The 26,397-nt window shown below is 58.3% G+C and carries 19 protein-coding genes; 11 read left to right on the forward strand and 8 right to left on the reverse strand.

Going from position 1 to position 26,397, the window contains the following annotated elements; all coding sequences use genetic code 11:
• Positions 1 to 56: 56 nt before the first annotated feature.
• The 6 genes from RYC18_RS22920 to RYC18_RS22945 all read left to right on the forward strand — a co-directional run bounded on the left by RYC18_RS22920 (position 57) and on the right by RYC18_RS22945 (position 9,477).
• Positions 57 to 2,927, forward strand: coding sequence for a PAS domain-containing protein (locus tag RYC18_RS22920; protein WP_044317495.1), 2,871 nt, complete (start codon positions 57 to 59; stop codon positions 2,925 to 2,927).
• Positions 2,928 to 3,033: 106 nt separating this feature from the next.
• Complete coding sequence (locus RYC18_RS22925) at positions 3,034 to 3,642, forward strand: TetR/AcrR family transcriptional regulator (protein WP_005744274.1); 609 nt, start codon at positions 3,034 to 3,036, stop codon at positions 3,640 to 3,642.
• Between the two features lie 355 nt (positions 3,643 to 3,997).
• Positions 3,998 to 5,629 (forward strand): methyl-accepting chemotaxis protein, encoded by a 1,632-nt coding sequence (locus RYC18_RS22930; protein ID WP_080164716.1) that lies wholly within the window; start codon positions 3,998 to 4,000, stop codon positions 5,627 to 5,629.
• A 103-nt stretch (positions 5,630 to 5,732) separates the two neighbouring features.
• Entirely contained in the window at positions 5,733 to 6,554 is an 822-nt protein-coding gene (locus RYC18_RS22935) for an aldo/keto reductase (RefSeq protein WP_004660705.1), read from the forward strand.
• A 170-nt stretch (positions 6,555 to 6,724) separates the two neighbouring features.
• Positions 6,725 to 7,744 (forward strand): transporter, encoded by a 1,020-nt coding sequence (locus RYC18_RS22940; RefSeq protein WP_002552763.1) that lies wholly within the window; start codon positions 6,725 to 6,727, stop codon positions 7,742 to 7,744.
• Between the two features lie 116 nt (positions 7,745 to 7,860).
• Entirely contained in the window at positions 7,861 to 9,477 is a 1,617-nt protein-coding gene (locus RYC18_RS22945; protein WP_005744270.1) for an inorganic phosphate transporter, read from the forward strand.
• Between the two features lie 449 nt (positions 9,478 to 9,926).
• Here RYC18_RS22945 and RYC18_RS22950 read toward each other — a convergent pair whose 3' ends face one another.
• Both RYC18_RS22950 and RYC18_RS22955 read right to left on the reverse strand, forming a co-directional pair.
• Positions 9,927 to 11,084, reverse strand: a complete 1,158-nt coding sequence (locus RYC18_RS22950; protein WP_005743899.1) for an HlyD family secretion protein — start codon at positions 11,082 to 11,084, stop codon at positions 9,927 to 9,929.
• On the reverse strand, positions 11,081 to 12,760 hold the full coding sequence (locus tag RYC18_RS22955) for an MFS transporter (RefSeq protein ID WP_002552759.1): 1,680 nt from the start codon (positions 12,758 to 12,760) through the stop codon (positions 11,081 to 11,083). The genes RYC18_RS22950 and RYC18_RS22955 overlap by 4 nt, the downstream gene beginning before the upstream one ends.
• Positions 12,761 to 13,038: 278 nt before the next feature.
• Here RYC18_RS22955 and RYC18_RS22960 point away from each other — a divergent pair, with 278 nt between their 5' ends.
• On the forward strand, positions 13,039 to 14,136 hold the full coding sequence (locus RYC18_RS22960; RefSeq protein WP_046835003.1) for an enoyl-CoA hydratase/isomerase family protein: 1,098 nt from the start codon (positions 13,039 to 13,041) through the stop codon (positions 14,134 to 14,136).
• Positions 14,137 to 14,139: 3 nt separating this feature from the next.
• On the forward strand, positions 14,140 to 15,291 hold the full coding sequence (locus RYC18_RS22965; RefSeq protein WP_004664374.1) for an acyl-CoA dehydrogenase family protein: 1,152 nt from the start codon (positions 14,140 to 14,142) through the stop codon (positions 15,289 to 15,291).
• Positions 15,292 to 15,334: 43 nt separating this feature from the next.
• Here the strand turns inward: RYC18_RS22965 and RYC18_RS22970 are convergent, their stop codons facing one another.
• Positions 15,335 to 20,560 carry a dermonecrotic toxin domain-containing protein gene (locus RYC18_RS22970; RefSeq protein ID WP_005743894.1) on the reverse strand — a complete coding sequence of 1,742 codons (5,226 nt, stop codon included), beginning with the start codon at positions 20,558 to 20,560 and terminating at the stop codon, positions 15,335 to 15,337.
• 137 nt (positions 20,561 to 20,697) lie between these two features.
• Positions 20,698 to 21,267: an NADPH-dependent FMN reductase gene (locus RYC18_RS22980; protein ID WP_004660698.1), complete on the reverse strand. Its 570-nt coding sequence runs from the start codon at positions 21,265 to 21,267 to the stop codon at positions 20,698 to 20,700.
• A 211-nt stretch (positions 21,268 to 21,478) separates the two neighbouring features.
• Between RYC18_RS22980 and RYC18_RS22985 the strand changes: the two genes are divergently transcribed.
• Positions 21,479 to 21,694 carry a hypothetical protein gene (locus RYC18_RS22985; protein WP_005743892.1) on the forward strand — a complete coding sequence of 72 codons (216 nt, stop codon included), beginning with the start codon at positions 21,479 to 21,481 and terminating at the stop codon, positions 21,692 to 21,694.
• Positions 21,695 to 21,740: 46 nt separating this feature from the next.
• Here the strand turns inward: RYC18_RS22985 and RYC18_RS22990 are convergent, their stop codons facing one another.
• Both RYC18_RS22990 and dnaQ read right to left on the reverse strand, forming a co-directional pair.
• On the reverse strand, positions 21,741 to 22,295 hold the full coding sequence (locus RYC18_RS22990) for a GNAT family N-acetyltransferase (protein WP_004664371.1): 555 nt from the start codon (positions 22,293 to 22,295) through the stop codon (positions 21,741 to 21,743).
• A 21-nt stretch (positions 22,296 to 22,316) separates the two neighbouring features.
• Positions 22,317 to 23,096 (reverse strand): DNA polymerase III subunit epsilon, encoded by a 780-nt coding sequence (dnaQ, locus tag RYC18_RS22995; RefSeq protein WP_002552751.1) that lies wholly within the window; start codon positions 23,094 to 23,096, stop codon positions 22,317 to 22,319.
• Positions 23,097 to 23,356: 260 nt separating this feature from the next.
• Between dnaQ and epsC the strand changes: the two genes are divergently transcribed.
• Entirely contained in the window at positions 23,357 to 24,121 is a 765-nt protein-coding gene (gene epsC, locus RYC18_RS23000) for a serine O-acetyltransferase EpsC (RefSeq protein WP_316886885.1), read from the forward strand.
• Between the two features lie 15 nt (positions 24,122 to 24,136).
• On the forward strand, positions 24,137 to 25,042 hold the full coding sequence (locus RYC18_RS23005) for a VOC family protein (protein ID WP_316886886.1): 906 nt from the start codon (positions 24,137 to 24,139) through the stop codon (positions 25,040 to 25,042).
• A 21-nt stretch (positions 25,043 to 25,063) separates the two neighbouring features.
• Here RYC18_RS23005 and rnhA read toward each other — a convergent pair whose 3' ends face one another.
• Both rnhA and RYC18_RS23015 read right to left on the reverse strand, forming a co-directional pair.
• Positions 25,064 to 25,513, reverse strand: a complete 450-nt coding sequence (gene rnhA / locus RYC18_RS23010) for a ribonuclease HI (protein ID WP_002552748.1) — start codon at positions 25,511 to 25,513, stop codon at positions 25,064 to 25,066.
• Positions 25,514 to 25,559: 46 nt separating this feature from the next.
• Positions 25,560 to 26,321, reverse strand: a complete 762-nt coding sequence (locus RYC18_RS23015) for a methyltransferase domain-containing protein (protein ID WP_316886887.1) — start codon at positions 26,319 to 26,321, stop codon at positions 25,560 to 25,562.
• Positions 26,322 to 26,397: the final 76 nt, after the last annotated feature.

The raw sequence follows: 26,397 nt of genomic DNA on the forward strand, positions 1-26,397 counted from the left end.
TGTGAGCCGGAGGCGCTCTGAAATACCTGACAAGAGAAGAGCTGGAAGCACAGGTCGTGCACCTGCGCGCAGCACTTGAAGAAGCCGGTATCGACGCCGGGCCGGAAAACGGCGCAGCAGCACTGCCCAGCCGGGAGGCGCGCAAGCGTGCGGCTTTTGACAGCGCGTTGGACTTTGCCATGATCCTCACGGATCCAGACGGCATCATTACCGACTGGAATCCGGGTGCAGAACAGGTGTTAGGCTGGTCCGCTGCACAAATGGTCGGGCAGGATGCGGAGTGTTTCTTCACGCCGGAGGACCGCGCCTGCGGCCGGATCGAACATGAAATGCAACTCGCTCTGAGCGTCGGCCGAGCGTCGGACGAACGCTGGCACCTGCGCAAGGATGGTCAGCTGTTCTGGGCGTCTGGCGAAATGATGCCGCTGTATGACGAGGAAAATACTCACCTTGGCTTCGTCAAGATCCTGCGCGACCGCACCCGGGAGCATCTGGTGGCACGCGCAACCGAAGAAGCCCAGGAACGTTACCGGTTGGCCGCCAAGGCTACCAATGACGCAATATGGGATTGGGATTTTACCGCCAACCACGTGCTCTGGAATGACGCACTGGAACAGGCATACGGCCACCCCCTGGCGACACTGGACACCTCCGGTAACTGGTGGATAGCCCAGATCCATCCCGATGACCAGACACGCATTTACCACTCTATCCATGCATTGATTGACGGCAGCGGCACTGCCTGGACCGATGAATACCGTTTTCGCCGATTCGATGGTACTTATGCCAATGTTCTGGACCGTGGTCATGTGATACGCAACAACGAGGGCAAAGCCGTACGCATGATCGGCGCGATGCTCGACATGTCACAGATGCAACAGGCAGAAAACGCGCTGCGCCAGAGCGAAGAGCGCTCCAGAGCCATGCTGGAGACCATCGAAGCAGCGTTCGCCATCATTCAGGTCAAGTTCGATGCAGACGACAGCCCGGTAGACTACCGGTTCATCGAGGTCAATCCTGCCTTTGAACGTCAGGCCGGTGTCGATTTGCGTGGCAAGTGGGTGACCGAGTTTGCTCCAGACCTGGAGCGTTTCTGGTTTGAAGCTTATGGCCATGTCGCCAAAACCGGCGAACCTGCCAATTTCGAGAATTACGCCAAGGCGTTCGAGCGCTGGTTTGAAGTCAGAGCGGTGCGTGTCGGTGAACCGGCTGATCGACAGATTGCAGTCATCTTCAGTGACGTGACGGAAAGACGCAACGCCGAGGAGCGATTGCGCACCAGCGAAGCCGTCGCACGCGCGAACGTCGACCGCGTTCAGCTCGCCCTCGCCGCGGGTGCGATTATCGGTACCTGGCATTGGGACTTGACGGCCGACCGCTTTACCGTCGACGAAGCCTTCGCCAAGGCGTTTGGTCTTGACCCCGCTCTGGGCTTCGATGGTTTGAGTCTGGAACAGGTCATTGCCACTGTTCATCCCGAAGACAAACAAGGCTTGATCGATGCGATCAACGCGGTCATCACCAGTGGGCGTGTTTATGCCCACCAGTATCGGGTCCGCCGTGCCGACGGCCTCTACTACTGGATCGAGGCGAACGGCCGCGTCGACCGTGCCGATGACGGCACTCCACTGAGCTTCCCGGGCGTGCTCATCAACGTCGATGAACGACGTGCTGTGGCGGCCGAGCGCGACCGGGCCACTGCAGCGCTGCGCTCGCTCAACGACACGCTTGAACAGCGCGTGGCAGCACGCACCGCGGAACTGATGCAGGCTGAAGAAAAGCTGCGTCAGTCGCAGAAAATGGAAGCTGTGGGGCAACTGACTGGCGGTCTCGCCCATGATTTCAACAACCTGCTGGCGGGCATTTCCGGTGCTCTGGAATTGATGAACACCCGTATTGCACAGGGGCGCTGGAACGATGTAGACAAATACATCGTCACCGCACAGGGCGCTGCCAAGCGCGCCGCGGCCTTGACGCACAGGCTTCTGGCCTTCTCCCGACGCCAGACACTGGACCCACAGCCGACCGACGTGAACAGGCTGATGAAAGGCATGACAGACCTTATCCAGCGCACGGTAGGCCCCAGCATCGTGGTCGAAACCATTGGCACCATAGGTCTATGGCCAACGCTGGTCGATGCAAGCCAGCTGGAGAACGCGCTGCTGAATCTGTGTATCAACGCCCGCGACGCGATGCCGGACGGCGGGCGCATCACGATCGAGGCCGACAACCAATGGATAGAAGGTGATGTGGCGCGGATGCACGATATGCCTGAGGGTCACTATCTGTCGCTGTGCGTGACCGATACCGGCACAGGCATGACGCCCGATGTCATCGCCAAGGCATTCGACCCTTTCTTCACCACCAAGCCCATTGGTCAGGGCACCGGTCTTGGTCTGTCGATGATTTACGGGTTCGCCAATCAGTCCGGCGGTCGGGTGCGCATTCAGTCGCAGGTGGGCAAAGGAACCTCGATATCCCTGTATCTGCCACGTTACGACGGTACAGCGACAAGAGACGAGAGCGATGTGCACCAGGCGCCGTTCGAGTTTACCCAGTCTGGAGAGACCATTCTGATCGTGGACGACGAACCGACGGTACGCATGCTGCTCACCGACGCGCTCGGGGATCTGGGTTATACCCTGATCGAGGCGGCCGACAGCCTGGCCGGCCTCAAACTGCTGCGCTCGGACGTGCATATCGATCTGCTCATCACCGACGTGGGCTTGCCCGGTGGCATGAACGGGCGACAGATGGCCGACGCGGGACGCGAAGTACGTCCGCATCTGAAAACCCTGTTCATCACCGGTTATGCAGAAAACGCTGCCATTGGTGACGAGCAGCTCGGGCCAGGCATGCGGGTACTGACCAAGCCGTTTGCGATTGATGCTCTGGCTGCCCGAGTCCAGGAGTTGATGAGCGCCTGATGCAACCGGCTCGTTGCGATCCTGCTTCGGGCCTTCAACATTGAGCGCTGCGCGAACCCGGTGCTAACATGCGCGACCGCCATGCAGGCAAGGGAATAACCGGGTCATGAGCAGTATCCGCGAGCGCAACAAAGAACTCATCCTGCGCGCTGCCAGCGAAGAATTCGCCGACAAGGGCTTCGCCGCCAGCAAGACCAGCGATATCGCGGCCAAGGCCGGTGTCCCCAAGCCCAACGTCTATTACTACTTCAAATCCAAGGAAAACCTCTATCGCGAGGTGCTGGAAAGCATCATCGAGCCCATCCTGCAAGCATCGACGCCGTTCAATCCTCAAGGTGTACCGGCCGACGTACTGAGCAGCTACATCCGTTCGAAGATCCAGATTTCCCGTGACCTGCCCTTCGCCTCAAAAGTGTTCGCCAGCGAGATCATGCACGGCGCCCCGCACCTTACGTCAGAGCAGATCGAACAGCTCAATGGGCAGGCGCGGCACAATATCGAATGCATTCAAGCCTGGATCGACAGCGGGCAGATCGCCCCGCTCGATCCCCATCACCTGATGTTCACCATCTGGGCCGCGACCCAGACCTACGCAGATTTCGACTGGCAGATCGCAACCGTTACCGGCAAGGCGAAACTGGAGGACGCTGATTACGAGGCCGCGACCCGGACCATTCTCAGGCTGGTGCTCAAGGGTTGCGAGCCGGACAGCTGAACCCCACCCCGCTTTGCTGCAGACGCAAAAAACCCGCCGAAGCGGGTGGTTTTGCAACATGACCATTCCAACATCCTGTCAGTAGCCTCCTGGCAATGGTCGATCTTCCCTGATCGCTGCGGCGTTCCTTCGCTGCAGCTGTTGAATTGGATCCTACATTCACTGAGGGTCCGTCGATAGAGCCAATCGCGTCTGTTGCTGTAAGCCTTTCGCCATAGCGATGTACGCCGTTAAAAAGTGTGACCGGCCGCTCATGTTTGGTCAGGATGCGCCGAGATGCTTAAAAGGCTCTGAATCGCGCGTTGCGCGGATCGGAGTCATCAGAAGAAAAAAAATAATGCATGGGATGCCAATCATGAGTATGCGCAGTTTGTCCATCAGTCGCCGTCTGTGGCTGATTCTTGTCGTTTCAGTGCTGATGCTCTTCGTCCTGTCGGCGACGCTGCTCAGGCAGCTGCATAACGACCTGTATCAGGCCAAGGCCGAGAAAACCATGCATGTGGTGCAGACTGCCAGCGGCATCCTCTCGTTTTATCAGGGGCTTGAAGCTGCAGGCGGCATGACACGCGAGGCTGCGCAACAGCAGGCCTTGAAAGAGATAAAGAGCCTGCGTTACAGCCAGAGCGACTACTTCTGGATCAACGACCTGCGCCCGGTGATGATCATGCACCCCACCAACCCCAAACTTGAAGGCCAGGACATATCGACCATCAAGGACCCGGACGGCTTTGCGGTGTTCAACGAAATGGTCACGCTGGTCAAAGCCCAGGGTGCCGGGATGGTGAATTACCGCTGGCCCAAGCCCGGTGCCAGCGAGCCGGTGAAAAAAACTTCTTACGTGCAGCTTTTTCAGCCCTGGGGCTGGATTCTGGGGTCGGGCGTATACGTCGATGACGTAGCGGCAGAGTTCAAGGCACAGCTATGGAACGCCGGCATCTTCATCGCAGGCATCGTGCTGGTCATGGTCCTGCTACTGGTCATGATTGTGCGCAGTATCGTGCGACCGCTGAGAGCGGCGGTCGGTGCAATGGCCAGCATCGCCAGTGGCGAAAGTGACCTGACCCGTACGCTGGAAACCCACGGCAAGGATGAAATCACCGAGCTGGGCGTTCACTTCAACGCCTTTGTCGCCAAGCTGCGCAATGTCGTCGGCCAGTTGCAGAATTCGGCAGTAGCACTGGGCCAGGCCTCAACGGATCTGGGCAGCAATGCCGGGCAGGCGCAGAAACGTAGCGAGCAGCAGTCCCAACAAATGGACCTGGTTGCCACCGCGATCAACGAAGTGACCTATGGCGTACAAGACGTGGCCAAGAACGCCGAGCAGGCCGCCAACGAAATGCGTGATGCCGAGTCACAGGCGCAGCAGGGTCAGGTCAACATCGATAACAGCCTGCGCCAGATCGAACACCTGTCCGCCACCATCGGCCAAGCCGTTGAAGTGATGCAGAGTCTGGCCAGCGAGAGCACGCAGATCGGCAGTGTACTGGAAGTCATCAGTTCGATTGCCGAGCAGACCAACCTGCTGGCACTGAACGCCGCCATCGAAGCGGCACGCGCAGGTGAACAGGGTCGTGGCTTTGCCGTAGTGGCTGACGAAGTACGTCTGCTGGCCCAGCGCACCCAGAAGTCGACTGCAGAAATCCAGGCCATGATCGAACGCCTGCAAAAGCATTCCGACGCGGCGGTCAAGGTAATCGGCGACAGCAGCCGTTCCTCGCAACTGACTATCGAGCAGGCCAACCAGGCAGGCCAGAGCCTGACGTCCATCAGTCAGGCGCTACGCAACCTCAATAGCCTGAACACCTCCATTGCCAGCGCTACTCTGCAACAGACGCATGTGGTAGACGACATCAACCAGAACGTGACCCAGGCCGCGCAACTGTCCCAAAGCACTGCACTCGCCGCTGAACAATCGACTTCGGCCAGCCTGCACCTGCGCGACTTGAGCGAAGAACTGAACGGGCTGCTGAAGCAGTTCCGGGTTTAAATCTGCATTGCGATGGGGTGCACGGAACCTAGTGCGCCTCTTGTTGCCTGACACCTGCTTAATCAATCGCTCATTTAGCTGCTTATTTATTGCAGGGGGTCACATGCGCACACTGGAATTGGCAGGCAGAACTGTACCAGTGCTGGGTCAGGGCACCTGGCACATGGGTGAAAAAGGGCACCTGCGCTCGGCAGAAATTGCTGGCCTTTGCCTGGGTATCGAACAGGGCCTGACCCTGATCGACACCGCCGAGATGTACGCCGACGGCGCTGCCGAAGAGATCGTCGGGCAAGCCATCGCCGGGCAACGCGACAAGGTATTCGTGGTCAGCAAGGTCTACCCGCACAATGCCAGCCGCAGCGGTATCCCGGCCGCGTGCGAAGCAAGCCTGCGAAGGATGAACACCGACTACATCGACCTTTATCTGTTGCACTGGCCGGGCCAGTACCCACTGACCGAAACCGTCGAAGCGTTCGAACGCTTGCAGGAAGCGGGTAAAATCGGCGCCTGGGGTGTTTCCAACTTTGATGTCCCGGACATGATCGAGCTGAACAACCCGCGTTGCGCGACCAATCAGGTGCTGTACAACCCGGAACAACGCGGCATCGAGTTCGACCTGATGCTGTGGAGCGCTGATCGCCACCTGCCATTGATGGCGTACTGCCCGATTGGCCAGGCAGGCGATCTGCTCTATCACCCTGCCCTGCACGAAATCGCCAAACGCCATGACGCAACACCGGCGCAGATTTCCCTGGCGTGGGTGCTGCGTCAGGACAACATGATCGCCATTCCCAAGGCGACCAACCCGGAGCATATTCGTCTGAACATCGCTGCCGAGCAGATTCGCCTCACCGAGCGCGACCTGGCCGACATTGACCTGGCCTGGCCAGCGCCGACTCGCAAAGTACCGCTGGCAATGGTCTGACCGGTGTCGATGCAGTCGCAGCTGTCGATTGACTGAACGGCCGCCAATGCGGCCGTCTCTTCATGTGACAGATGACACACCTGGCAACAAGCTGTCACAAATATGAAATAACGCCTTGTCATCATGCGGCCTTCGCCTCCCTGCCCGGGCCAGGCCGCACGTGGACAGCCATGAACCACAGTATTGCTCACCACCATCAGGACTCCGACCTTTTCGGTCTGCTCTACGGCTTCCGTTTTCGCCACGCCGAAAGTGGTCAGGAAATCGGCTCAGCCGCCGCGCTGGATTACCTGCAAAACCCTCCCGAAGAGAACGACTTCATCTGGCTGCACCTGAACCTGTCGCACGCAGCCTGCGAGCGCTGGATGAAAACCCATCTGGACCTTCCGGAAGAGTTTTTCGAGGCCCTGCACGAAGGTTCGCGCTCCACCCGAATCGAGCACGTCGACGCCACGTTGCTGGCGGTAGTCAACGATGTGGTGTTCGATTTCAACAGGCTCTCGACCGACATCTCGACCTTGTGGGTCTGCGCCCGCCAGCGCTTGCTGATTACCGCCCGGCTGCAGCCACTACGCTCGGTAGACAAGTTGCGCTCAGCGGTCAAGCGCGGCGAACAGTTCGATTCACCGCTGGAACTGCTCGCTCACCTGCTCAGCGACCAAGGCGAAGTGCTGACCCAGTTTCTGCGCAAGACCAGCGTCAACGTCGACCGCATTGAAGACCAGTTGCTTTCGCAGCGACTGAGCAACAATCGCTCCGAACTCGGCGCCATGCGCCGGGTGCTGGTACGTCTGCAACGCCTGCTGGCGCTGGAACCGGGTTCGTTGATGCGGTTGTTGCACAAGCCTCCGCAATGGCTACGCGAGCAGGATGTCCAGGCGCTGCGCCAGTCCATTGAAGAGTCCTCGCTGGTGATCAACGACCTCACGGCACTGGGCGAGCGCATCAAACTGTTGCAGGAAGAAATTGCCGCCAACCTTAATGAACAGAGCAGCAGAACCCTGTTTACCCTGACCGTGGTAACGGTTCTGGCATTGCCGATCAACATTGTCGCGGGCTTTTTCGGCATGAACGTGGGGGGTGTACCACTGGCGTCCGACCCTGAAGGCTTCTGGATTCTGGTGGCACTGGTCGCGACGTTTACGCTGGTCGCGGGACGCTGGGCATTTCGCAAACGTGGCGATTATTGACCCGGCCTGCCGGTTGTCAGAAATCTGGCGCAAAAGGCCACTGATTACTCGCATGTCGCATCTCTGTCACATTTTGCAATGACCATGTCAATATTCTTTCAATCAGGATTGCGAACATGGCTATAAACGCACTTTCTCCCGATGCGACGGGCCGGGCGGGCCTGTCGGCAACTCACTTCGGGCGCAAACCGGGTCGACTGACCATGGTCATTTTCTTCGCGATACTCATCGCCGGCCTGCTATTTACTGGTTACAGCCTCAAGCAGGATGTCGATGACATGGGCACGGTGGTTACCACCTGGACCCCGTTCGTGCTGCTGGGCGTGGCGTTGCTGATTGCACTGGGGTTTGAGTTCGTCAACGGTTTCCATGACACCGCCAACGCAGTCGCAACCGTGATCTATACCCATTCCCTGCCACCCGGCTTCGCGGTGGTCTGGTCGGGGTTCTTCAACTTTCTCGGTGTGATGCTCTCCAGCGGTGCAGTAGCGTTCGGCATCATCGCACTGCTGCCGGTGGAGCTGATTCTGCAAACCGGCTCATCGGCAGGCTTCGCCATGATCTTCGCCCTGCTGATCGCGGCGATCATCTGGAACCTGGGCACCTGGTGGCTGGGCTTGCCAGCGTCCTCGTCGCATACGCTGATCGGCTCGATCATCGGTGTCGGCATCGCCAACGCCTTGATGCACGGACGGGACGGGACCAGCGGCGTGGACTGGTCTCAGGCGACCAAAATAGGCTACTCACTGTTACTGTCGCCGCTAGTGGGTTTCGGCTGTGCCGCCTTGCTGTTGCTGGCCATGCGCATGTTCATCAAGAACCGCGCGCTGTACAAGGCACCAGAAGGCAATGCACCGCCACCGCTGTGGATTCGCGCCATGCTGATTGTGACCTGCACTGGCGTTTCATTCGCTCATGGCTCCAACGACGGGCAGAAAGGCATGGGGCTGATCATGCTGATTCTGGTCGGCACCCTGCCGATGGCCTATGCGCTCAACCGCACCATGCCAGCCGATCAGGCCACTCAGTTCGGTGCGGTGGCAGAGGTCACCCAGCAGGCACTGATGCGCAGTGCTCCCCTGCCTGCCCCGGCTGATTCGCGCCAGACCCTGTCGGATTATCTGGTCAGCAAACAGGCAGGCCCCGACCTGATCCCTGCGCTGGCGGTCATGACCGGCAAGATCGGCAATCAGGTCGCCAGTTACGGCTCGCTCTCGAAGGTGCCTGCGGAAGCGGTGACCAACGTTCGAAACGACATGTACCTGACCTCGGAAACCATTCGGGTGATGGATAAGAACAAGGTAGGCAATTTCGACGCCGATACCCAGACCAAGCTCGATGCGTTCAAAGGGCAGATCGACAGCGCGACGCGTTTTATTCCGACCTGGGTCAAGATTGTGGTCGCTATCGCCTTGGGGCTGGGCACGATGGTCGGCTGGAAACGCATCGTCGTGACGGTAGGTGAGCGCATAGGCAAGACGCACATGACCTACGCACAAGGCGCGTCGGCAGAAGTCGTGGCGATGTTCACCATAGGCGCGGCGGACGTGTACGGGCTGCCAGTATCAACCACCCACGTGCTGTCATCCGGGGTAGCGGGGTCGATGGTCGCCAACGGTTCAGGCCTGCAAATGCGCACCTTACGCAACCTGGCCACCGCCTGGGTGTTGACCCTGCCGGCTGCCATCCTGCTTTCGGGTTCGCTGTACTGGGTGTTCAGCAAACTGTTTTGAGGTCTTCGGCGAGCGGTGCCTGCTGCCATCAAGTCTTGGTGCAGGTCGCAAAGAGGACGCGGAGCGTCCAGAAAGGCATGCGACGCGGAGCGTCGCACGATAGTTGCGATGATCGTTCCGCACGCTCCAGCGTAGGAATGCAGGTCTCGACGCGGAGCGTCGCACGATAGTTGCGATGATCGTTCCGCACGCTCCAGCGTGGGAATGCAGGTCGCGACGCGGAGCGCCGCACGATAGTTGCGATGATCGTTCCGCACGCTCCAGCGTGGGAATGCAGGTCGCGACGCGGAGCGCCGCACGATAGTTGCGATCATCGTTCCTCACGCTTCAGCGTAGGAATGCAGGTCGCGACGCGGAGCGCCGCACGATAGTCGCGATGATCGTTCCGCACGCTCCAGCGTGGGAATGCAGGTCGCGACGCTCTGCGTCGCACAATAGGGGTGGCGAGATTATCGTGCCTCGGGACCCGATGGTTCATCACCCTCTACGCTGGTGTCGATACTCACCACCACCGACATGCCCGGCCGTAAATGCTCGAGCATTGGCTGATCGGCATCGACCACGATGCGCACCGGGATGCGCTGGGAAATCTTCACAAAGTTGCCGGTCGCGTTATCGGCAGGCAGCAGGCTGAATTCAGAACCTGCGGCAGGCGAAATTCGTTGTACGTGGCCGTGCATCTCGTGACCGTCGAGCGCATCGACGGTAAAGCTTACCGGCTGGCCAAGGCGCACATGGGCCATCTGGGTTTCTTTCATGTTGGCAACGATCCAGCGCTGCTCGGGTACCAGCGCCATCAATTGTGCACCCGAGTTGACGTAGGCACCCAGGCGCACGCCGATCTGCCCCAACTGCCCGTCACGCGGGGCGACAATGCGGGTGTTGTCCAGGTCGATGCGCGCCAGTTCGATGGCCGCCTGAGCATTGGCCACTGAAGCTTCCAGTGAGCCACGGTTGACGATCACCGTTTGCAGATCCTCGCGGGCGATCTGCAATACCGCCCTGGCTTCAGCGACCGCGGCATTTGCCTGCGCATCGGCAGCACGGGTCACATCAAGCTCGCTTTTCGATACCGAGCCATCGGTCACCAGTGCCTGATTGCGGCGCAGATCGGCAGCGCTCTTGCGGCTCTGGGCGATACTGTTCTGCAGTTCAGCCTCTCGCTGGCCGATGGTCGCTTCGGCACTGCGTCGCTGTTGCAGGTTATTAGCCAGCGAGGCTTTCTGTACCGCCAGTTGCGCAATGGCCTGATCCAGGCGCTGGCGATAAATACGATCATCCAGACGCACCAGCAAGTCGCCGGCCTTGACGAACTGGAAGTCCTGAACCGGCACTTCGTAAACATACCCGCTCAACTGCGGCCCGATCAGCGTGGTCTGGCCCTTTACCTGGGCGTTCTCGGTGCTCTCGATCGGACTTGCGAACGGTGGCAGTTGCCAGGCGTATAGCACAACCAGCACCCCGACCAGCGCGACGGCAGCGAAAATCACCGAAGACACGACTCGCTTGCGGGTCGAGCGCGGCTTGCTGGTCACCGGCGACGTCAACGGTGCAGGTGGCGGCGCGCTGCGGGTTGCTTCTGTATCTGAGGTCGTGGATTCGTTCATGAAGATTTAACGCCGGAATTGGATACGGAAGGCGAAGCGGCAGGTGCTACAGGTGCCAACGCCAAAGGTTGAGTGGTCATTTTCAGCCACAGGACCCGGGCTGAAATCCAGATCATGGTCAGTACGGCAATCAGGGCGATCAGCATGAACACATCGTTGTAGGCCAGCACATTGGCTTCTCGGGTCGCAGCCGTAGCCATCGCGCGCATGCCTTGAGTGTTGCGCAGCGACGGGTCGGCAATCACTGAACTGTAACTGGCGCTGTAGCTCTGCAATCGCGCCTGAACCAGCGGGTCGATAAGGGTCAAGTGCTCAACGATGTGACTGGAGTGAAACTTCTCGCGCACGATCTGAAAAGTGCCCAGTGCAGCAGACCCGATCAGGCCGCCAATGTTTTGTGTGATCCCGAACAACACCGAAAAACTCACCATGTTGCGCGGGTTGGCCAGTACACCACTGATCCCCAGCACCAGCGTCGGACCGAGAAAAAACGTACCGCCGAATGCCAGCAGGAATTGACTGAGGTACATGTTCGACTGACGGGTCAGATTGGTCGAATGACTGTCCATCCAGGCACCGACTGCCATCATCGCCAGAGAAATCAGCAATGGCTTGATCAGGTGCGCAGGGTTGATGGTCAGCGCACTGACCGCCAACCCGGCCACACTGCCCAGCAACATCACCATGTACAGCGTGTGCAGTTGCTGACTGCCCATGTTCAGCGCCTGAAGAAAGCCTACGGCGCCCACTGACTGCTCGGACAGCACCACGCGAAACAGGATAACGGCCAGCCCTAGACGCAGAATCGCCCCGCTGCCGAGCCAGCGCGTGATCAGCAACGGATTGCTTCGGTTATGCTCGATGGCCAGTCCGGCGCAGATCAGCACAATGGAGGCCGCCGACGCCAGACCTATCCACTGCGCCTCCAGCCACCATTCAATGCGCCCCAGCGAGAGAACGGCACAGAGCAGCGCAAAACCACCAGCCAACAGGCCGAAGGTCAGGAAATCCAGCTTTTCGAACGCCTTGAAACGATCACCCGGTGGTAGCTTGAGCAGCAGTACGCAACCCAGCGAGAGTAGCGCCATACCCAGTTCAAACAGGTACAAACCGCGCCATTGAGCGATCTGCAACAAGTCTTCTGACACCAGGCGGGCCAGCGGCGTCGCCAGCTGGGCGGTGCCAAGCCCGAGCACCAGCGCCTTGAGCCGCCATTTCTGCGGAAACGCCTGAATCATGTAATACAGCCCAAGGGTACTGAGCGCAGCACCAACCATGCCGTGCGCCGCACGCACGGCGATGGCTGAATCAATATCGTTGACGAACAGGTGCGCCAGCGTCACCAGTGCATAAAGCACCAGAAACAGTTCGGTGAACGCGCGCAAACCGAACTGCTGACGAAACTTCACCAGCAGCAGATTCATCGACACATTGGTCATGATGTACGCAGCCGGCAACCAGGCGATGTCCTGCGACGTCGCACCCAGCGCACCCTGCAAATACGGCAGGTTGGCAACCACCAGCGCGTTGCCGAGCCCACCAGTCAGCGCGACGATCACCCCCACCAGCGCAAATGCCCAGCGCCGCGCATCGGAATGCAGAGGCGTCGAAGGCGAGCCGGGCATGGTTGGACGCTCATGGGCGGCCCACTCGCGCGGGGCATATTTATCAGTCATAGAGAACGGTCATGGAGACTTTCATGGGTGCACCCGAGGAATTCCCTTTTGTGACACTAATGACAGTCATAATACTCATCAGCCAGGCAATGATTCACCCCGGTCAGCCCGGCGCATTAAACTCAGTCTCCCCGCAAACGCTCTAAATAGTGGCTTTGTAAAACTTCAGGCTATGCTTAAACGCAGTTTTGCTTTGCACATTTGCGCTGCTAGGATCTTCTGCGACGCTCCAACAAGACTCGAACAAGAAGAAAGCGCAACCGAACAAGGAGTTCAGAATGAGTTCACAGGTTTCATCGGCCCGCCCGGTTCGGCAACCCTCCAGCCGGGATTCGATCGTTGTCGAGGTGCGTAACCACATGGGTCACCTGACCCTCAATCGCCCGGAAGGCCTGAACGCAATCGATCTGGATATGGTCCGCACACTTCGCCAGCAGCTTGACCTCTGGGCTGACGACCCGTCTGTTCATGCAGTGGTTCTGCGCGGCGCAGGTAGCAAAGCATTCTGCGCTGGCGGCGATATCCGTTCACTGTACGAAAGCCATCAGAACGGCCAGGACCTGCACTACACATTCTTTGCCGAAGAGTATGAGCTGGACCTGACCATTCACCGTTACCGCAAACCGATACTGGCCTTGATGGACGGTCTGGTGCTGGGCGGCGGCATGGGCCTGGTCCAGGGCGCTGACCTGCGCGTGGTAACCGAACGCAGCCGGCTAGGCATGCCGGAAGTCGCCATTGGCTACTTTCCGGATGTCGGTGGCAGTTATTTCCTGTCGCGTCTTCCAGGCGAGCTGGGCACCTGGCTGGGCGTGACCGGGTCCCAGATCGGCGCTGCCGATGCCTTGTACTGCGGGCTTGCCAACTGGTCGATGAACAGCGAAATGCTGCCGCGCCTCGACCATATGCTCGACCACCTGAAATGGAAGTCGACGCCGCTCAAGGACCTGCAGGGTGCCCTCGCCAAGCTGGCGACCCAGCGCCTGCCCTACCCGCCTCTGGAAACCCTGCGCCCGGCGATTGATCATTTTTTCGGCTTGCCGGATATCCCCAGCATACTCGAGCAGTTGCAAGAGGTGGTCATCGGCGACACCCGCGAGTGGGCGCTGGATACCGTCGGCCGCATGAAGCGTCACTCGCCGCTGGCGATGGCCGTGACCCTGGAAATGCTCCGTCGTGGCCGTCACTTGCCACTACAGGATTGCTTTGCCATGGAACTGCACCTGGACCGCCAATGGTTCGAGCGTGGCGACCTGATTGAGGGCATACGCGCCCTGATAATCGATAAAGACAAGAAGCCGCAATGGAAACACGCCAGCGCGCAGGACGTCAGCAGCGCGCATGTGCAGGGTTTCTTCAGCGGTCTGGAGAATTAAGTCGTGCACGACCTTGAATTGACCGAAGAACAGGTAATGATTCGCGACATGGCGCGCGACTTTGCCCGCAACGAAATCGCCCCGCACGCCCAGGCCTGGGAAAAGGCTGGCTGGATCGATGATGCGCTGGTCGCCAAACTTGGCGAGCTGGGCCTTTTAGGCATGGTGGTGCCGGAGCAATGGGGCGGCACTTACATCGACTACGTCGCCTATGCGCTGGCGGTTGAAGAGATCTCCGCTGCCGACGCAGCTACCGGCACGCTGATGAGCGTACACAGCTCAGTCGGCTGCGGGCCGGTGCTCAATTACGGGACTGATGAGCAGAAACACACCTGGCTGGAAAAGCTCGCCACCGGTCGGGCGATAGGCTGCTTTTGCCTGACCGAACCGCATGCGGGCTCCGAAGCACATAACCTGCGCACTCGTGCCGAGTTGCAAGGTGATGAGTGGGTCATCAATGGTGCCAAACAGTTCGTCAGCAACGGCAAACGCGCACAACTGGCCATTGTGTTTGCCGTGACCGACCCGCAGCTTGGTAAAAAGGGCCTGTCAGCGTTTCTGGTACCCACCGAAAACCCGGGGTTCGTGGTTGACCGCAGCGAACACAAGATGGGCATCAGGGCGTCCGACACCTGCGCCGTCACCTTGAACAACTGCCGAATCCCGGCGGCCAACCTGCTGGGCGAGCGCGGCAAGGGGCTGTCCATTGCCCTCTCCAATCTGGAAGGTGGCCGTATCGGCATCGCGGCGCAGGCCCTGGGCATCGCCCGCGCCGCGTTTGAGGCCGCGCTGGCCTATGCGCGTGAACGCGTGCAGTTCGACAAGCCGATCATCGAGCACCAGAGCATCGCCAACCTGTTGGCCGATATGCACACCCGCATCAATGCCTCGCGGCTGTTGATTCTGCATGCCGCGCGCCTGCGCAGCGCCGGGCAGCCCTGCCTGTCCGAAGCCTCGCAAGCCAAGCTGTTCGCTTCGGAGATGGCCGAGTGGGTGTGTTCCAAAGCCATCCAGATTCATGGCGGCTATGGCTACCTGGAAGACTACCCTGTCGAAAGGTACTACCGCGACGCGCGCATCACCCAGATCTACGAAGGCTCCAGTGAGATCCAGCGTCTGCTGATTGCCCGCGAACTGCGTCACTACCTGGTCTGATAAACGCGACTGCCCCGGCGATGCCTGTCGCCGGGGCATGCTGTCAGCGCGTCATGAATCGCTCCCGCCCAAGCAGTGTCACCAGCAACGCGACCGAGTCGGCGTTTTTAAGCGTGATGTCGATACGCTTGCGAACATCGTCGTAAAACACGTCTCGAGCCTCATCAAGGGTCTTCTTACCCGCTATCCGCAGAATCGTCTGCTTACCATTACCGTCCGTTCGCCTCAAGTCGCGCCACACGTCTTCATCCAGCTGCCTGAACAGTTTGTCGCGGTCAGTGTGGTAGGACAGGGTCTTCTGCTGTTGATAGGTCAGCTCGTTTCTGATGCGCAGTCGATACTCCGATGCATCATCCAGCAAATCAACAAACGGCGCCTGAGATTCGAGATAGGCAATGTCGTCAGTCTTGAGCACCAGGTGAGATAACTCATGAATCAGGATCGTGGCGCGATAATGCGGACCATGCTTGAATTCACCCGAGCGAATGACGTTGAGCTTGAAACGGTAGGTAGGCAAACGAAAGAACTGCTCAGTCAGAAAAACCCGCCTTAATGGGTCAGCTTCGAAGATAAACGCACTGGCGGACTCGTTGCCCACCCGGTTAATGCCGACCACGTAACGCTTGGAGTCGATAGGCGACATCGAAGGGCTCATCAACTCCTCGTAAATCTTGGTAACGGCCTTTTTGGTGACTTTATACACATGCTCATCCGGGACCTTCTGAGCAAAAAAATCAGCCAGTATCTTTTCCGTCCGTGGATCTGGCTTTCCGTCCGGCAATCGCCTGGTCAGGTTGGCCAGGCAGTTTTCCAGATAATGCTGAGCCTGAACATATGCATCTTCGATGGCCTGGGCCATTTCTCGATAGGAATGTCGAATCTCGGACATACCTCGAGCATTGATGACTATCAGGTCGTCAACCAGATCATCAATGACGCTGCCTTCAATACGGGTAAGCGCACCACCGCCACCTTTTAGTCCGCCCTGAATATCGAGTTTCCATTGCTGATCGGCATCAAGACTGACCGAGGGGCCAATCTTCTTGCCCGCAATAATGAACCAACCGTCCTCATCGGACTGCAATTCATAGGTCTTACCACCAATGGCTGCATACTTTCTATCGGTGGCCGGATCGCGGTAGACACTTAACAGCTCATCCCTTTGCAGCGTGTCCAAGGCGATCTCATGAGCTTCGAATTCGCGCAGGCGGTCTCTTATCTGCTGCGTCAGTGAGCTATTGCTCCAGGAAAACCCGGACTCATTGGGCTCATCTTCCAGTTGCAAAAGCGTGTCGGACAGAGCAGCGTCGTCCGGTAACGTGCTGGTCTCGTCAACCGTACGTGATGTGAATGCCGAAGAGTTCTGCCCGGAAGAGATCATTACGCTCAAGGCAGCCATGAACTCCGACAGGGCCTTGCCCCAGTGCTGCCCCCCGGCCGAGATGACCGACAGATTCAATAGCGCCTGCCCCTGGATGATACCAACCAATGCACCCAGACGCCCCGGCATCAGTGCCATGACTTGCTCGGCCCCCAGAGTGAACAGGTACCGGGAAGCAGCGCGGCGCTGTTCGGCATTAGTGACGCTGTGCTGTTGCACTTGTAACTTCAGGGTATCCAGAGCGCCCTCGAACATCAGCAGCAGACAGTTACCGTTATAGGGATCGATTTGCACGGTCACCGGTGCAGGAGTATCAAAGGGCACGTCAAAAGAAAATTCTGCACTGAAAGGTAGATGCGGCTCCACGAAGCCACCTTTGTCATAGACTTTGCGCAGATGGGGATCAACACGATCCAGAATGTACGCTTGAAGATAGGTAGAGGTATGGATGTCCCTCAACAGCGCAGCCTGGTCCGGGTACTCCTTGAAAACAAATTCGTCGTGCAGTGGCGCGTAAAGCACCCACGGTCCCGATTGGCTTTCATGCGGCCCCATCAGATACGTATTGAGTACGAGGGTCGGCTCCCAGCCTTCCTTGGCAGGGAGCAACTGCAGGGGGCTGAATACCATCTTGCAGCCGTTGACGGGAAGGCGTGCAATGGCATCAGGCATATCAAGAACGTTTTCGATAACCGTATAAGCTTGCTCGGACAACTCATTCTTGAGCCTGAGCGCAAACGCTCGCAGTATATCCAGCGAAGGGATCTGATCGACGAACAGTTTGCGTCGCTTAAGGTAATCAGGAGCAGTCGCGGCAAGGATCGGCTCGAGCATGCTCCGGTAACCCGCAGCGATGTCCAGCGACCTCACCAGATCACGAACGTAAGCCGGAGTGAGCGACGCGTTCAGTGGCTTATCGTCCGCTGATGAGAGAAGGATGACCCCGTCCTGCCTGGACAGGAAACGGTCGATGGCATATTCCACAAGGGTTTCGCTGACTGATTGTGTGGCCGCCGGTATCGACTGGGGTGTCTGCCCCGGTGCGACCGGGACGGGAATGTAATGCGCCATTGTCACCCGGACGCTTTCAGGGTCAGGGCGAGGCTCGGTGAAATCGGTGTTGAACCTGCTTTTCAGTCGCTCGCAGGAGTAGTCATAGAGACTGGGTATATCAAACAAAAAATCTTTCTGGCCGACACAGGTCACATAGAACCGCTGCAGGGCATTCACCAGCGTAATCTGATCAGTCCCCGACGCTTCGCTGACCCATGAAGGGACGATGGCTTTGTAGATGATGAACTGGATGGCAACGCCCAGATAGCCAAGAGCCTGGCGATTTCGGTCATCGCGCTCTCCTGCACTCAGCAGGTTGACGAAAAGTTCTGACGGTACCCGCCAAGTCACGGCCTGCTGATAAAGATACGCCACGGTGCTTCGCTGACGTTCCACCTCGCCACGTTGTAACGTTTCGATGAAATGCTCTTCAATGCGTTGCAGTTTTACCTTGAGATCCAGCGTGCCAGTCCGGGTACGATGATCAAGCAGCCTCTGCCTGTCCGGCTCGGCAAGAACCCCCGACAAGTGCGAAACCAGTTCGAAACCTGTCAACCGCGCAGCAACATAGTCTTTCAGTGCCTGCAGGGTTTCGAAACTTACAAGTCCCTTGCTCAGTACCCACAGAGCGGGCGAGCTGTGAGCAAGCCTGTTATTGATCACGAACGCGTTGGGCACCTGGATTGCAGGTGATTCAGGATCGAACTGAACAGAAACGGTGAACGCATCGACCTGTGACTCACCCAGCGCCTCCCTGAGACCAGGCAGTGGCCGGTCCAGTAATTGCTGAACGCTCTCGATGACCGACTCGGGAAGCAAACCTGTACGCTTTTCAACAAGCAATTCCAGGCGCAGTGCATACTCGCGGACCAGGCCGGATATCACACCGGGGCGCTCGCTGCTATCCAGCTGACGAACCGTACGTGAATAGAATTGGCTGATTTGCTCTTCGAAGCGGCGAGGAAACTCCTCCTGTACACAGACCAGTATGTGTTCGAGCAATGCCAACGGCAGGCGTTGCAATGGCCGATTCAGAACCGGAGTTATCAGCCCTGCCACCACCACGCTGTCTGACAGGGGGTCCTGCGTGTAGCCGCAAACGCGGTCAAGCGCCAACGAAAGCAGCCGCACAGGCACCGCATCCATGGCAGCCGGCAAGATCCAAAGGGCGCGGGCATCCAGAGGTGGTCCTCCAATTACAGCCAGGTAACGGTTCAGCGCGTGACGCATGCAGCCCTCAACACCGGCATGCAGAACATCAACGCGCTCAAGCAACACATCAAGCTTCTTCAGTTTGCCAATCCAGTTGTAAGAAGGCTCGGAAACAAGCTTCGGATGCTCCCCCACGCTAGCCTGGATCGAGGCTCCCCAGGTTTGGCCAAAGGGCAGCACTTCCGGACGCCAGCGCCCTGAGTCGTGGAGGTTTGATAGCCGGCCATCCAGGAGTCCGCGAATATCCAGTGCATCATCAACCCGAACCGGATTTTTTTCATATTGGATCGGTGGCAGGCCCAGGACATAACGCAGATTGCGCTTTTGCAGAGCGATCACAGAGTCAGCGAATTCACTGAAAAACACGTTGGCGAACGCATCCTGATACGACTCGACCTTACCCTTCTCTTTAATGGCAAGGTGATCGTTCAAGGATGAATAAAACAGCAGCTCGGCACGTGAGGGGTCGCTCAGTACGTGCGCTATTGCACGAGCCGGATCATCAAAGCGCAAGAAGCCCGACAGCGAGAAGTAGAGAAACGCACTCGACGGCTGTTCTGCGGGAAAATCAATCAGGAACACGCCCACCAGCTTGACAGGCTCCTGTCCCGCAACGGTGACTGACAACCGTTGAACGCGTATCGACTGTGCATTGCCAGGTTGCGAGGGTAACAGGCTGAGCAAACAGCGATACTCTGCCTCAGTCATCGTGCCATGTGCCCGGCTCGATAAAAGATGCTGAAGAAAACACTCAGCGAGCGCATGACCAATAAAGTCTCTTACTGTACGGCCGTCCTGTCGTTTTGACATCCAGTAGTCAGACAGCAATTGCTCGTATGCATCGCGAACTCCCGAAACCACGTCAGCCAGCGCCAGCTCGAAAAGCTCGCTCTGCGCTTGCGGCAAGACAAGGCCCCGCGCATCCAGAAATTGCCGTATCAGACCCGTCGGAAGAACGTTCAGGGAAAATGCCTGCACAGCAGCATCAGCCAGATACTGAGTGCCCACTACCGATGACACCACCGGATTGGCTCCGGGATCAGTGCCCAGAATCTGCACCACCTGACTGAAAACGTCGACGCTGTCTGCGACGCCTCTCTGCACTAACGCCGTCTGCAAGGCCTTGCCTGCCGCAGCTCGCAGGTCCGGCAGCTCCTGCAACTGGACCAACAGGCGTTCCAGATGCCCGGCCTGCTGGCGCATGATCGCCAGCGTACGCGCTTCGAAGAGCGAGCCCTCGACACGCTCTGCCTCGATAGTCGATATATCGCTGACGTCGCCAAACCGCTGCTGCAAGGCAATTAGCAGCGAAGTGCGGCTCTCGAATCGCTCAACCCCGAAGGTCAGGGTACTCAAAAAGACTGGCGCGACACCTGGCGTGGGGTCGCTGATTAACAAGGCACCCGCAAGTTCGGCGTTATCGGGCGAATTGTCGCCTATGATCAGCCGATCAGCTCTTGGACGGGGTGCATCGCTGTTGGGCTCGACACTTACTCCGACCAATAATTGCAGCCACTTGCCATCTTCACTGCTGATGCGTGAGCTGCCGACTGCGTCATGAATGTCCTGTGTGAATCGGCTGCGCAGAGAGTCGCTGAAAAAATAGGGAAGTACTGTTGGCATGTGCTGTTTCCTTTGAATAGCCCTCATCGCTCACTGCGCCGGGGCACGTGGCAGAGGAAAAGGAAACAGCTTATTGAGGTAGCACGACGCGCCTGCGTTACATAAAGCAATGGGTCCGCAGGCGCACGTCGCTCACATCAATTAACGGAAGGCTGGACGTTCTTTTCAACCCATGCAGCGAAGGCGTTGATGAACTTCTCCAGAAATGGCCGTGTCTTGTCGGACAGTGCGCCCGCTTCATCGAAAAAGCTTCCAGCGCCACCCAGGTATGCCTCAGGCTGCTGAAGGCACAGCACGTCCAGAAATACCAGAGACTGGCGCAGGTGATGGTTGGCACCAAAGCCACCGACAGCACCCGGAGAAGCGCTTATGACCGCGCCGGGTTTGCCGCTAAAAGCGCTTTTGCCGTAAGGACGCGAGCCCACATCAATGGCATTTTTCAGGGCACCCGGCACCGAACGGTTGTATTCCGGTGTTACAAAAAGCACGCCGTCGGCAGCGCCCAACTGGTCGCGAAATGCACTGTAGGCTGGCGGCGGAGAAGCGCCATCAATGTCTTCGTTATACAGAGGCAAATCGCCAATTTCGACGATATTCAGTTTAAGGCTGGCAGGTGCCAGCTCCGCGAGGGCAAGCGCAATTTTTCGGTTGATGGAGTCTTTTCGCAGACTGCCGACCAATACGGCAATGGTATGAACCTGGCTCATGAAAATATCCGTCATCTGATTAATAGGGAAGATCAGGTATACAACAACAGCCGCCTTTAGACGACCATTGCCCTGGTCAATTCCCCGACGCGCCACAACCGCCCGGATTATTTTTTTCCTGCCGGCAAACTCACCTATAGATCAGTGGTCTACTAGCCTCGATGGATTCGTAAACCAGCAGTTATATTCAGTTTCAGAGGTTACAGAGCAAATGGCTTCAGTTCTCGTCGGACAATTTCATGCCAGAGACGCCGAAGGTCGCGTCTACCCGGTCCATGAATTCCAGGAATCGCAGCCGGGTGAGGTGCAGGGCGGGCAGCCGGTAATCACTTACAGACTGGCAATTGGTGACCGGGTCAAGCATCTGGGTGGTGAAGACTTTCAACTGGTGCAATCGGGCGTAAAAATCACCCGTACACCGTCGTAATACAGGCAGAACTCCCGCTCGAGCTGCCGCTGCCAGCGGGAAGTTGCTAGTCAGAAAAGATCAGATACCAGAAAATCGCCGTTTCACGTGTGTTGGGATCTATGCCTCTATAGCGCATATGATCCACCCCGCCTACCACGTATCCACAACGCTCATACAACCTGCAGGCACCCAGGTTATTGTTCTGGGTTTCCAGAACGATGCCGGGCAGATTGCGCTTGCGGCTCCAGAATTGAGCGACATCGAGCAATGAGCGCGCGACCCCATGACGACGCGCCGACTCGTCTACCGCCAATTCATCGATGTAGGCGAACCCGCTCCAGTGAGTGCTCATCACGATATGGCCAACCGGGCGGTCATCCAGCCAGGCCACCATCACCGAACTCGTGGCGGCATCGCGATGATCGGCAAACTCCTGAGAATCGATACCATAATTCTTGCTGTACGGCTCGACCAACTCAACCTGCCATGAATCAACGCTTTCGCCGATACGCGGTTGGGCATAGCCAAGCACTGTAAACGTGAATTCGCTATTGAGAATGTAGTCCTCGAAGCATTCGTCTGCGATCCGAATGCTCAAGGCAGGGTTTGCCACGTTCATGTCACCACTCGCTGGTTGCTGTCAGGAGGACGTCTGCGCTGCGGCTTCCAGCATTTGTACCCACAAAGCAGGTGCACCGGATGCCTTGGCAATGGTGCTCATACGGACTTCATGCTCGGCCAGTTCACTTTCCGAAGCACGAATGATGCGGCAAGGTTTGCGATCGGCAGGCAAACGGCGGATTTCGCTGCCTCGGTTGCCAGAGCCTTCACCGGAGCCGTTGCCGTCAGAGGCATTACCAGCCAGCGACAGGCTGGTCTGCCCGCCGGTCATCGCCAGGTAGACGTCGGCCAGAATTTCAGAGTCGAGCAGTGCGCCGTGCAGCTCGCGGCCCGAGTTGTCGACGCCGTAGCGCTTGCACAGGGCATCCAGACTGTTGCGCTGCCCCGGATGGCGCTCGCGGGCCATCATCAGGGTGTCGAGGATCGAACAGTGCTGGGTAATATCAGCCCTGTCCTGCGAACCCATCAAGGCAAATTCGTTGTTGATGAAGCCAACATCGAACGCTGCGTTGTGAATGATCAGTTGCGCGCCTTTGATGAATTCGAAAAATTCATCGGCGACTTCGGCAAACCGGGGCTTGCCGACCAGAAATTCGTTGGTGATACCGTGAACGCCAATCGCGCCTTCGTCACTTTCGCGATCAGGTTGCAGGTAAACGTGAAAATGCCGACCGGTCAGGCGCCGGCCAATCAACTCGACACAACCGATCTCGATGATCCGGTGACCATCTGTCACCGGCATACCGGTGGTTTCGGTATCGAGAACGATTGATCTGTTATCCAGGTTTTGTAATGCCATTGACTGTCGCCTCATCTACAGGCCGCGATTCTAACACGCCATGGAAGCTGCGAGCCTGTCGGATCCATCCGCAATTGAAAGGGATAAACGTCAGCAGGCGCTGCAGGGATACAACGGATGCGGCGATTTTACCCGGAACTCGCACGCCTCCCGAGTTGCACCATGAGTTGCGATAAAGGCAACAGAGTTCCGAGTTTGCGATGATTGCTGACGCGTCTGCCGCGTGTCCATACTCGACCCATCGGCAACAGGAGATCGATATGAGCCCTCTCTGGCAGCGCCTTCGCGATCAAGCCCGGCAACTGACCGAGCGCAACCCGGTACTCGGCGATTATGCGACAAGCCACCTGCTGGCCTATTCGACTTTCGAGGATGCACTCGCTGCGAACCTTGCCCGACAGATGCAGGCCCAAGCGAGTAACGTGGCGCTGGAAGACTGGTTCAAGGCGATCATAAAGGCCAGGCCGTCCATCGCTCAGGCAGCAGCTGCCGATATCAACCATCTGGAAACAGTCAATCCTGCCTGCCCGGATCACCTCACGGCCTTTCTGACCTTCCGTGGCATACAGGCCGTTCAGGCATACCGCATCGCCCATGCACTGTGGGCTGAGGGCGATGAGCAAAGCGCGGTGCTAGTACAGAACTGGGCGGCCAACACCTGGAGCATCGATATTCACCCGGCGGCACGCCTCGGCAAATCCTTGTTTGTCGACCACGGCATCGGCCTTGTCATCGGGGAAACCGCAGTAGTCGAAGATGAAGTGAGCCTTTGGCACGGTGTCACGCTGGGCAGCACTCTCAACGAAGCAGGCGACCGACACCCGAAAATCCGCAGAGGCGCACTGATTTGCGCCGGAGCAACCGTTCTGGGGAACATCGAAGTAGGGGCCAATGCCATTGTGGCGGCCAACTCGGTCGTACTCAAAGCCGTGGCGGCTGAAACGGTCGTCGCCGGCACACCGGCAAAGGTGGTGGGTAATGCCCCTGCTTTTCTGGCGACCTTTACGACAAAATCCAAAGGCTAATCAGGAGCTATTACCATGACAGCCGTTGCTCAATTTGCGCAGGGTATCGATCATCCTCTTGTCACCGTGCGCAATCATGCCGAGGCTCTGGAGCTGTATCGCAGAATCGGCTTCGCACCTTCGCCGGTCAGCTACCACCCTTGGGGAACCGTCACCTCGTTGATGATGTTTCCCAGTAACTTCATCGAATTGATCGGCGTCGAAGATGCTTCGAAATTCGGCACCCACTCGGTAAACGGTTTCTGCTTCGGACGTCAGCTGGGTCAATTCCTCGACCGCGGCGAAGAAGGCGTTTCGCTGGTGGCGCTGCACAGTAAAGATGCCGACGATGACCACGCGCGTATGGCGGCTGCAGGGCTTGAAAGCCAGGGCCGTATTGATTTTCGCCGAAAAATGACGCTTCCCGATGGTCGCGACGATGAAGCTGTTGTTTCGTTGGCGCTCTTCATCGACCCGGAACTCCCGGACGCCTCCAATTTTATCTGCCATCAGCATCGTCCTGAACTGATCTGGGTGCGCGGCTGGCAGAACCACCCCAATGGCGCAGACGGGATTCTGGCAATCACTTATCTGGCAGACCCCAAACGGCTTGAACCCCGCTGGCGAGCTATCTACGGCAATGCGGTGACATACAACGGTGCCGCCCTGGAGGCTGATACCCGATGCGGCTTATTGCGAGCGATTGACGCCGCTACAGCTGCCCTGGAATTTCCGGGCGTCGAACTACCTGCAATTACCAGGGAGCGCCCCCATGCGATTTCCATCCGGCTGCGCACCACGAGCCTCATCGATCTGCGCGCAATACTGGCGCGTAATGACGTGGCTCATCATGAAATACGGGGTCATGAAATACCGGACCGCGTCCTCGTGGCGCCGCACGCGGCAGGCAATGTCATCCTCGATTTCGTACAGAGTGTTTGACTGAACGTCGACTGACGACTATCAGCTTTTTATGCCACGCACTTCGTCAACACCACGGTTGGCGAGCTGGTCGGCACGCTCGTTGCCGGGATGGCCGATATGGCCTCGTACCCACTGCCATTTCACGTTATGCCGGCTGACCTGTTCATCGAGCAGCTGCCACAGATCGGCATTTTTGACCGGCTCCTTGGCCGCGGTTTTCCAGCCGCGTTTCTTCCAGTTGACCATCCACTCGGTAATGCCTTTCATCACGTACTGAGAATCGGTCACCAGCGTCACTTCGCAGGGACGCTTGAGCTCTTCGAGCCCGCGAATGGCACCCGTCAGCTCCATGCGGTTGTTGGTGGTGTTGGCCTCGCCACCCCACAGCTCTTTTTCGACACCCTTGCACACCAGCAGGGCACCCCACCCGCCCGGGCCAGGATTGCCCTTGCAGGCACCGTCGGTGAAGAGTTCAACGCTATCGCTCATTACGACCTTTCCAGAATGATGGGCTTCATGTGCAGCAGGGCATTGCTCAGGAATGATCCTGAGTGTTGCGACTGACCTTGGCCATCGGCATGGGAATCAGCTTGCCGATAGGGTCGCGGCGTACCTGACGTACAGGCCTCAGGCCTACCACCAGTTTACGCGCCACCAGAAGGTAGAAGCCGCCACCGGGGCTCTGACGTCCTTCGCCGAGGCTTTCGAGCCCAGCAAGACGTGACTGCCATGCCGCTGAAGCAAGGGGCGGACGATAGCATCCGAAGCGCCGTTTCTCCAGCGCGAAGCCCAGCAGGTTCAGCCAGTCGGCGACCCGCGAGGATGAGATGCAGCGCGCCTTGCGCAGCGCATCCCGAGCGAACACGTGACGCATGCCCCAGGCGCTCCAGGGGTTGATGCCGATAATCAGCAAGTGCCCGCCCGGCCGAACACTGCTGGCTGCTTCACGAAGTAGCCCGTGGGGCGACAGGCAGAAATCCAGGCCGTGTTGCAGTACCACGACATCCGCCGCGTGTTCGCTCAATGGCCAGGCCTGCTCTTCGCAGACAATCTCGACGCCCGGCAATGGTGCTCCGAGCCGCACATTGCGTTGCACCTGCGGGGCAATCGGCGGCGCTTGCGCCGACGGGCCGTAATGCACCAGATAGCCGCCGAAATACCGCCCCAGCTCTTCGTCGAGAATGCGCCGTTCCTCTTCGAGCAGAAGCTGCCCCAGCGGCCCGGAAAGCCATTCACGGGCAGCGCGGATCAATGCAAGCCACTCAGGATCAGCCTGAGCGAACGCTTCATCGGTCATGAGTTCTCCTCCAGAGGTGCTCGCTTACAGCGGCAACAGACCCTAAGATGCACCATTGTCCGCCGCTATGCGAACT

Source organism: Pseudomonas syringae group sp. 247E2 (genome assembly GCF_032587795.1).
GTDB lineage: Bacteria > Pseudomonadota > Gammaproteobacteria > Pseudomonadales > Pseudomonadaceae > Aquipseudomonas > Aquipseudomonas amygdali.

Excerpts from the sequence above, each read along its gene's own strand:
- RYC18_RS22945 (WP_005744270.1), top strand. The coding sequence starts at position 7,861 with ATGGCTATAAACGCACTTTCTCCCGATGCGACGGGCCGGGCGGGCCTG.
- rnhA (WP_002552748.1), bottom strand. The coding sequence starts at position 25,513 with ATGAGCGATAGCGTTGAACTCTTCACCGACGGTGCCTGCAAGGGCAAT.
- RYC18_RS22925 (WP_005744274.1), top strand. The coding sequence starts at position 3,034 with ATGAGCAGTATCCGCGAGCGCAACAAAGAACTCATCCTGCGCGCTGCC.
- RYC18_RS23015 (WP_316886887.1), bottom strand. The coding sequence starts at position 26,321 with ATGACCGATGAAGCGTTCGCTCAGGCTGATCCTGAGTGGCTTGCATTG.
- RYC18_RS22970 (WP_005743894.1), bottom strand. The coding sequence starts at position 20,560 with ATGCCAACAGTACTTCCCTATTTTTTCAGCGACTCTCTGCGCAGCCGA.
- RYC18_RS22980 (WP_004660698.1), bottom strand. The coding sequence starts at position 21,267 with ATGAGCCAGGTTCATACCATTGCCGTATTGGTCGGCAGTCTGCGAAAA.
- RYC18_RS22935 (WP_004660705.1), top strand. The coding sequence starts at position 5,733 with ATGCGCACACTGGAATTGGCAGGCAGAACTGTACCAGTGCTGGGTCAG.
- RYC18_RS23005 (WP_316886886.1), top strand. The coding sequence starts at position 24,137 with ATGACAGCCGTTGCTCAATTTGCGCAGGGTATCGATCATCCTCTTGTC.
- RYC18_RS22960 (WP_046835003.1), top strand. The coding sequence starts at position 13,039 with ATGAGTTCACAGGTTTCATCGGCCCGCCCGGTTCGGCAACCCTCCAGC.
- epsC (WP_316886885.1), top strand. The coding sequence starts at position 23,357 with ATGAGCCCTCTCTGGCAGCGCCTTCGCGATCAAGCCCGGCAACTGACC.
- RYC18_RS22930 (WP_080164716.1), top strand. The coding sequence starts at position 3,998 with ATGAGTATGCGCAGTTTGTCCATCAGTCGCCGTCTGTGGCTGATTCTT.
- RYC18_RS22990 (WP_004664371.1), bottom strand. The coding sequence starts at position 22,295 with ATGAACGTGGCAAACCCTGCCTTGAGCATTCGGATCGCAGACGAATGC.
- dnaQ (WP_002552751.1), bottom strand. The coding sequence starts at position 23,096 with ATGGCATTACAAAACCTGGATAACAGATCAATCGTTCTCGATACCGAA.
- RYC18_RS22985 (WP_005743892.1), top strand. The coding sequence starts at position 21,479 with ATGGCTTCAGTTCTCGTCGGACAATTTCATGCCAGAGACGCCGAAGGT.
- RYC18_RS22950 (WP_005743899.1), bottom strand. The coding sequence starts at position 11,084 with ATGAACGAATCCACGACCTCAGATACAGAAGCAACCCGCAGCGCGCCG.
- RYC18_RS22940 (WP_002552763.1), top strand. The coding sequence starts at position 6,725 with ATGAACCACAGTATTGCTCACCACCATCAGGACTCCGACCTTTTCGGT.
- RYC18_RS22955 (WP_002552759.1), bottom strand. The coding sequence starts at position 12,760 with ATGACTGATAAATATGCCCCGCGCGAGTGGGCCGCCCATGAGCGTCCA.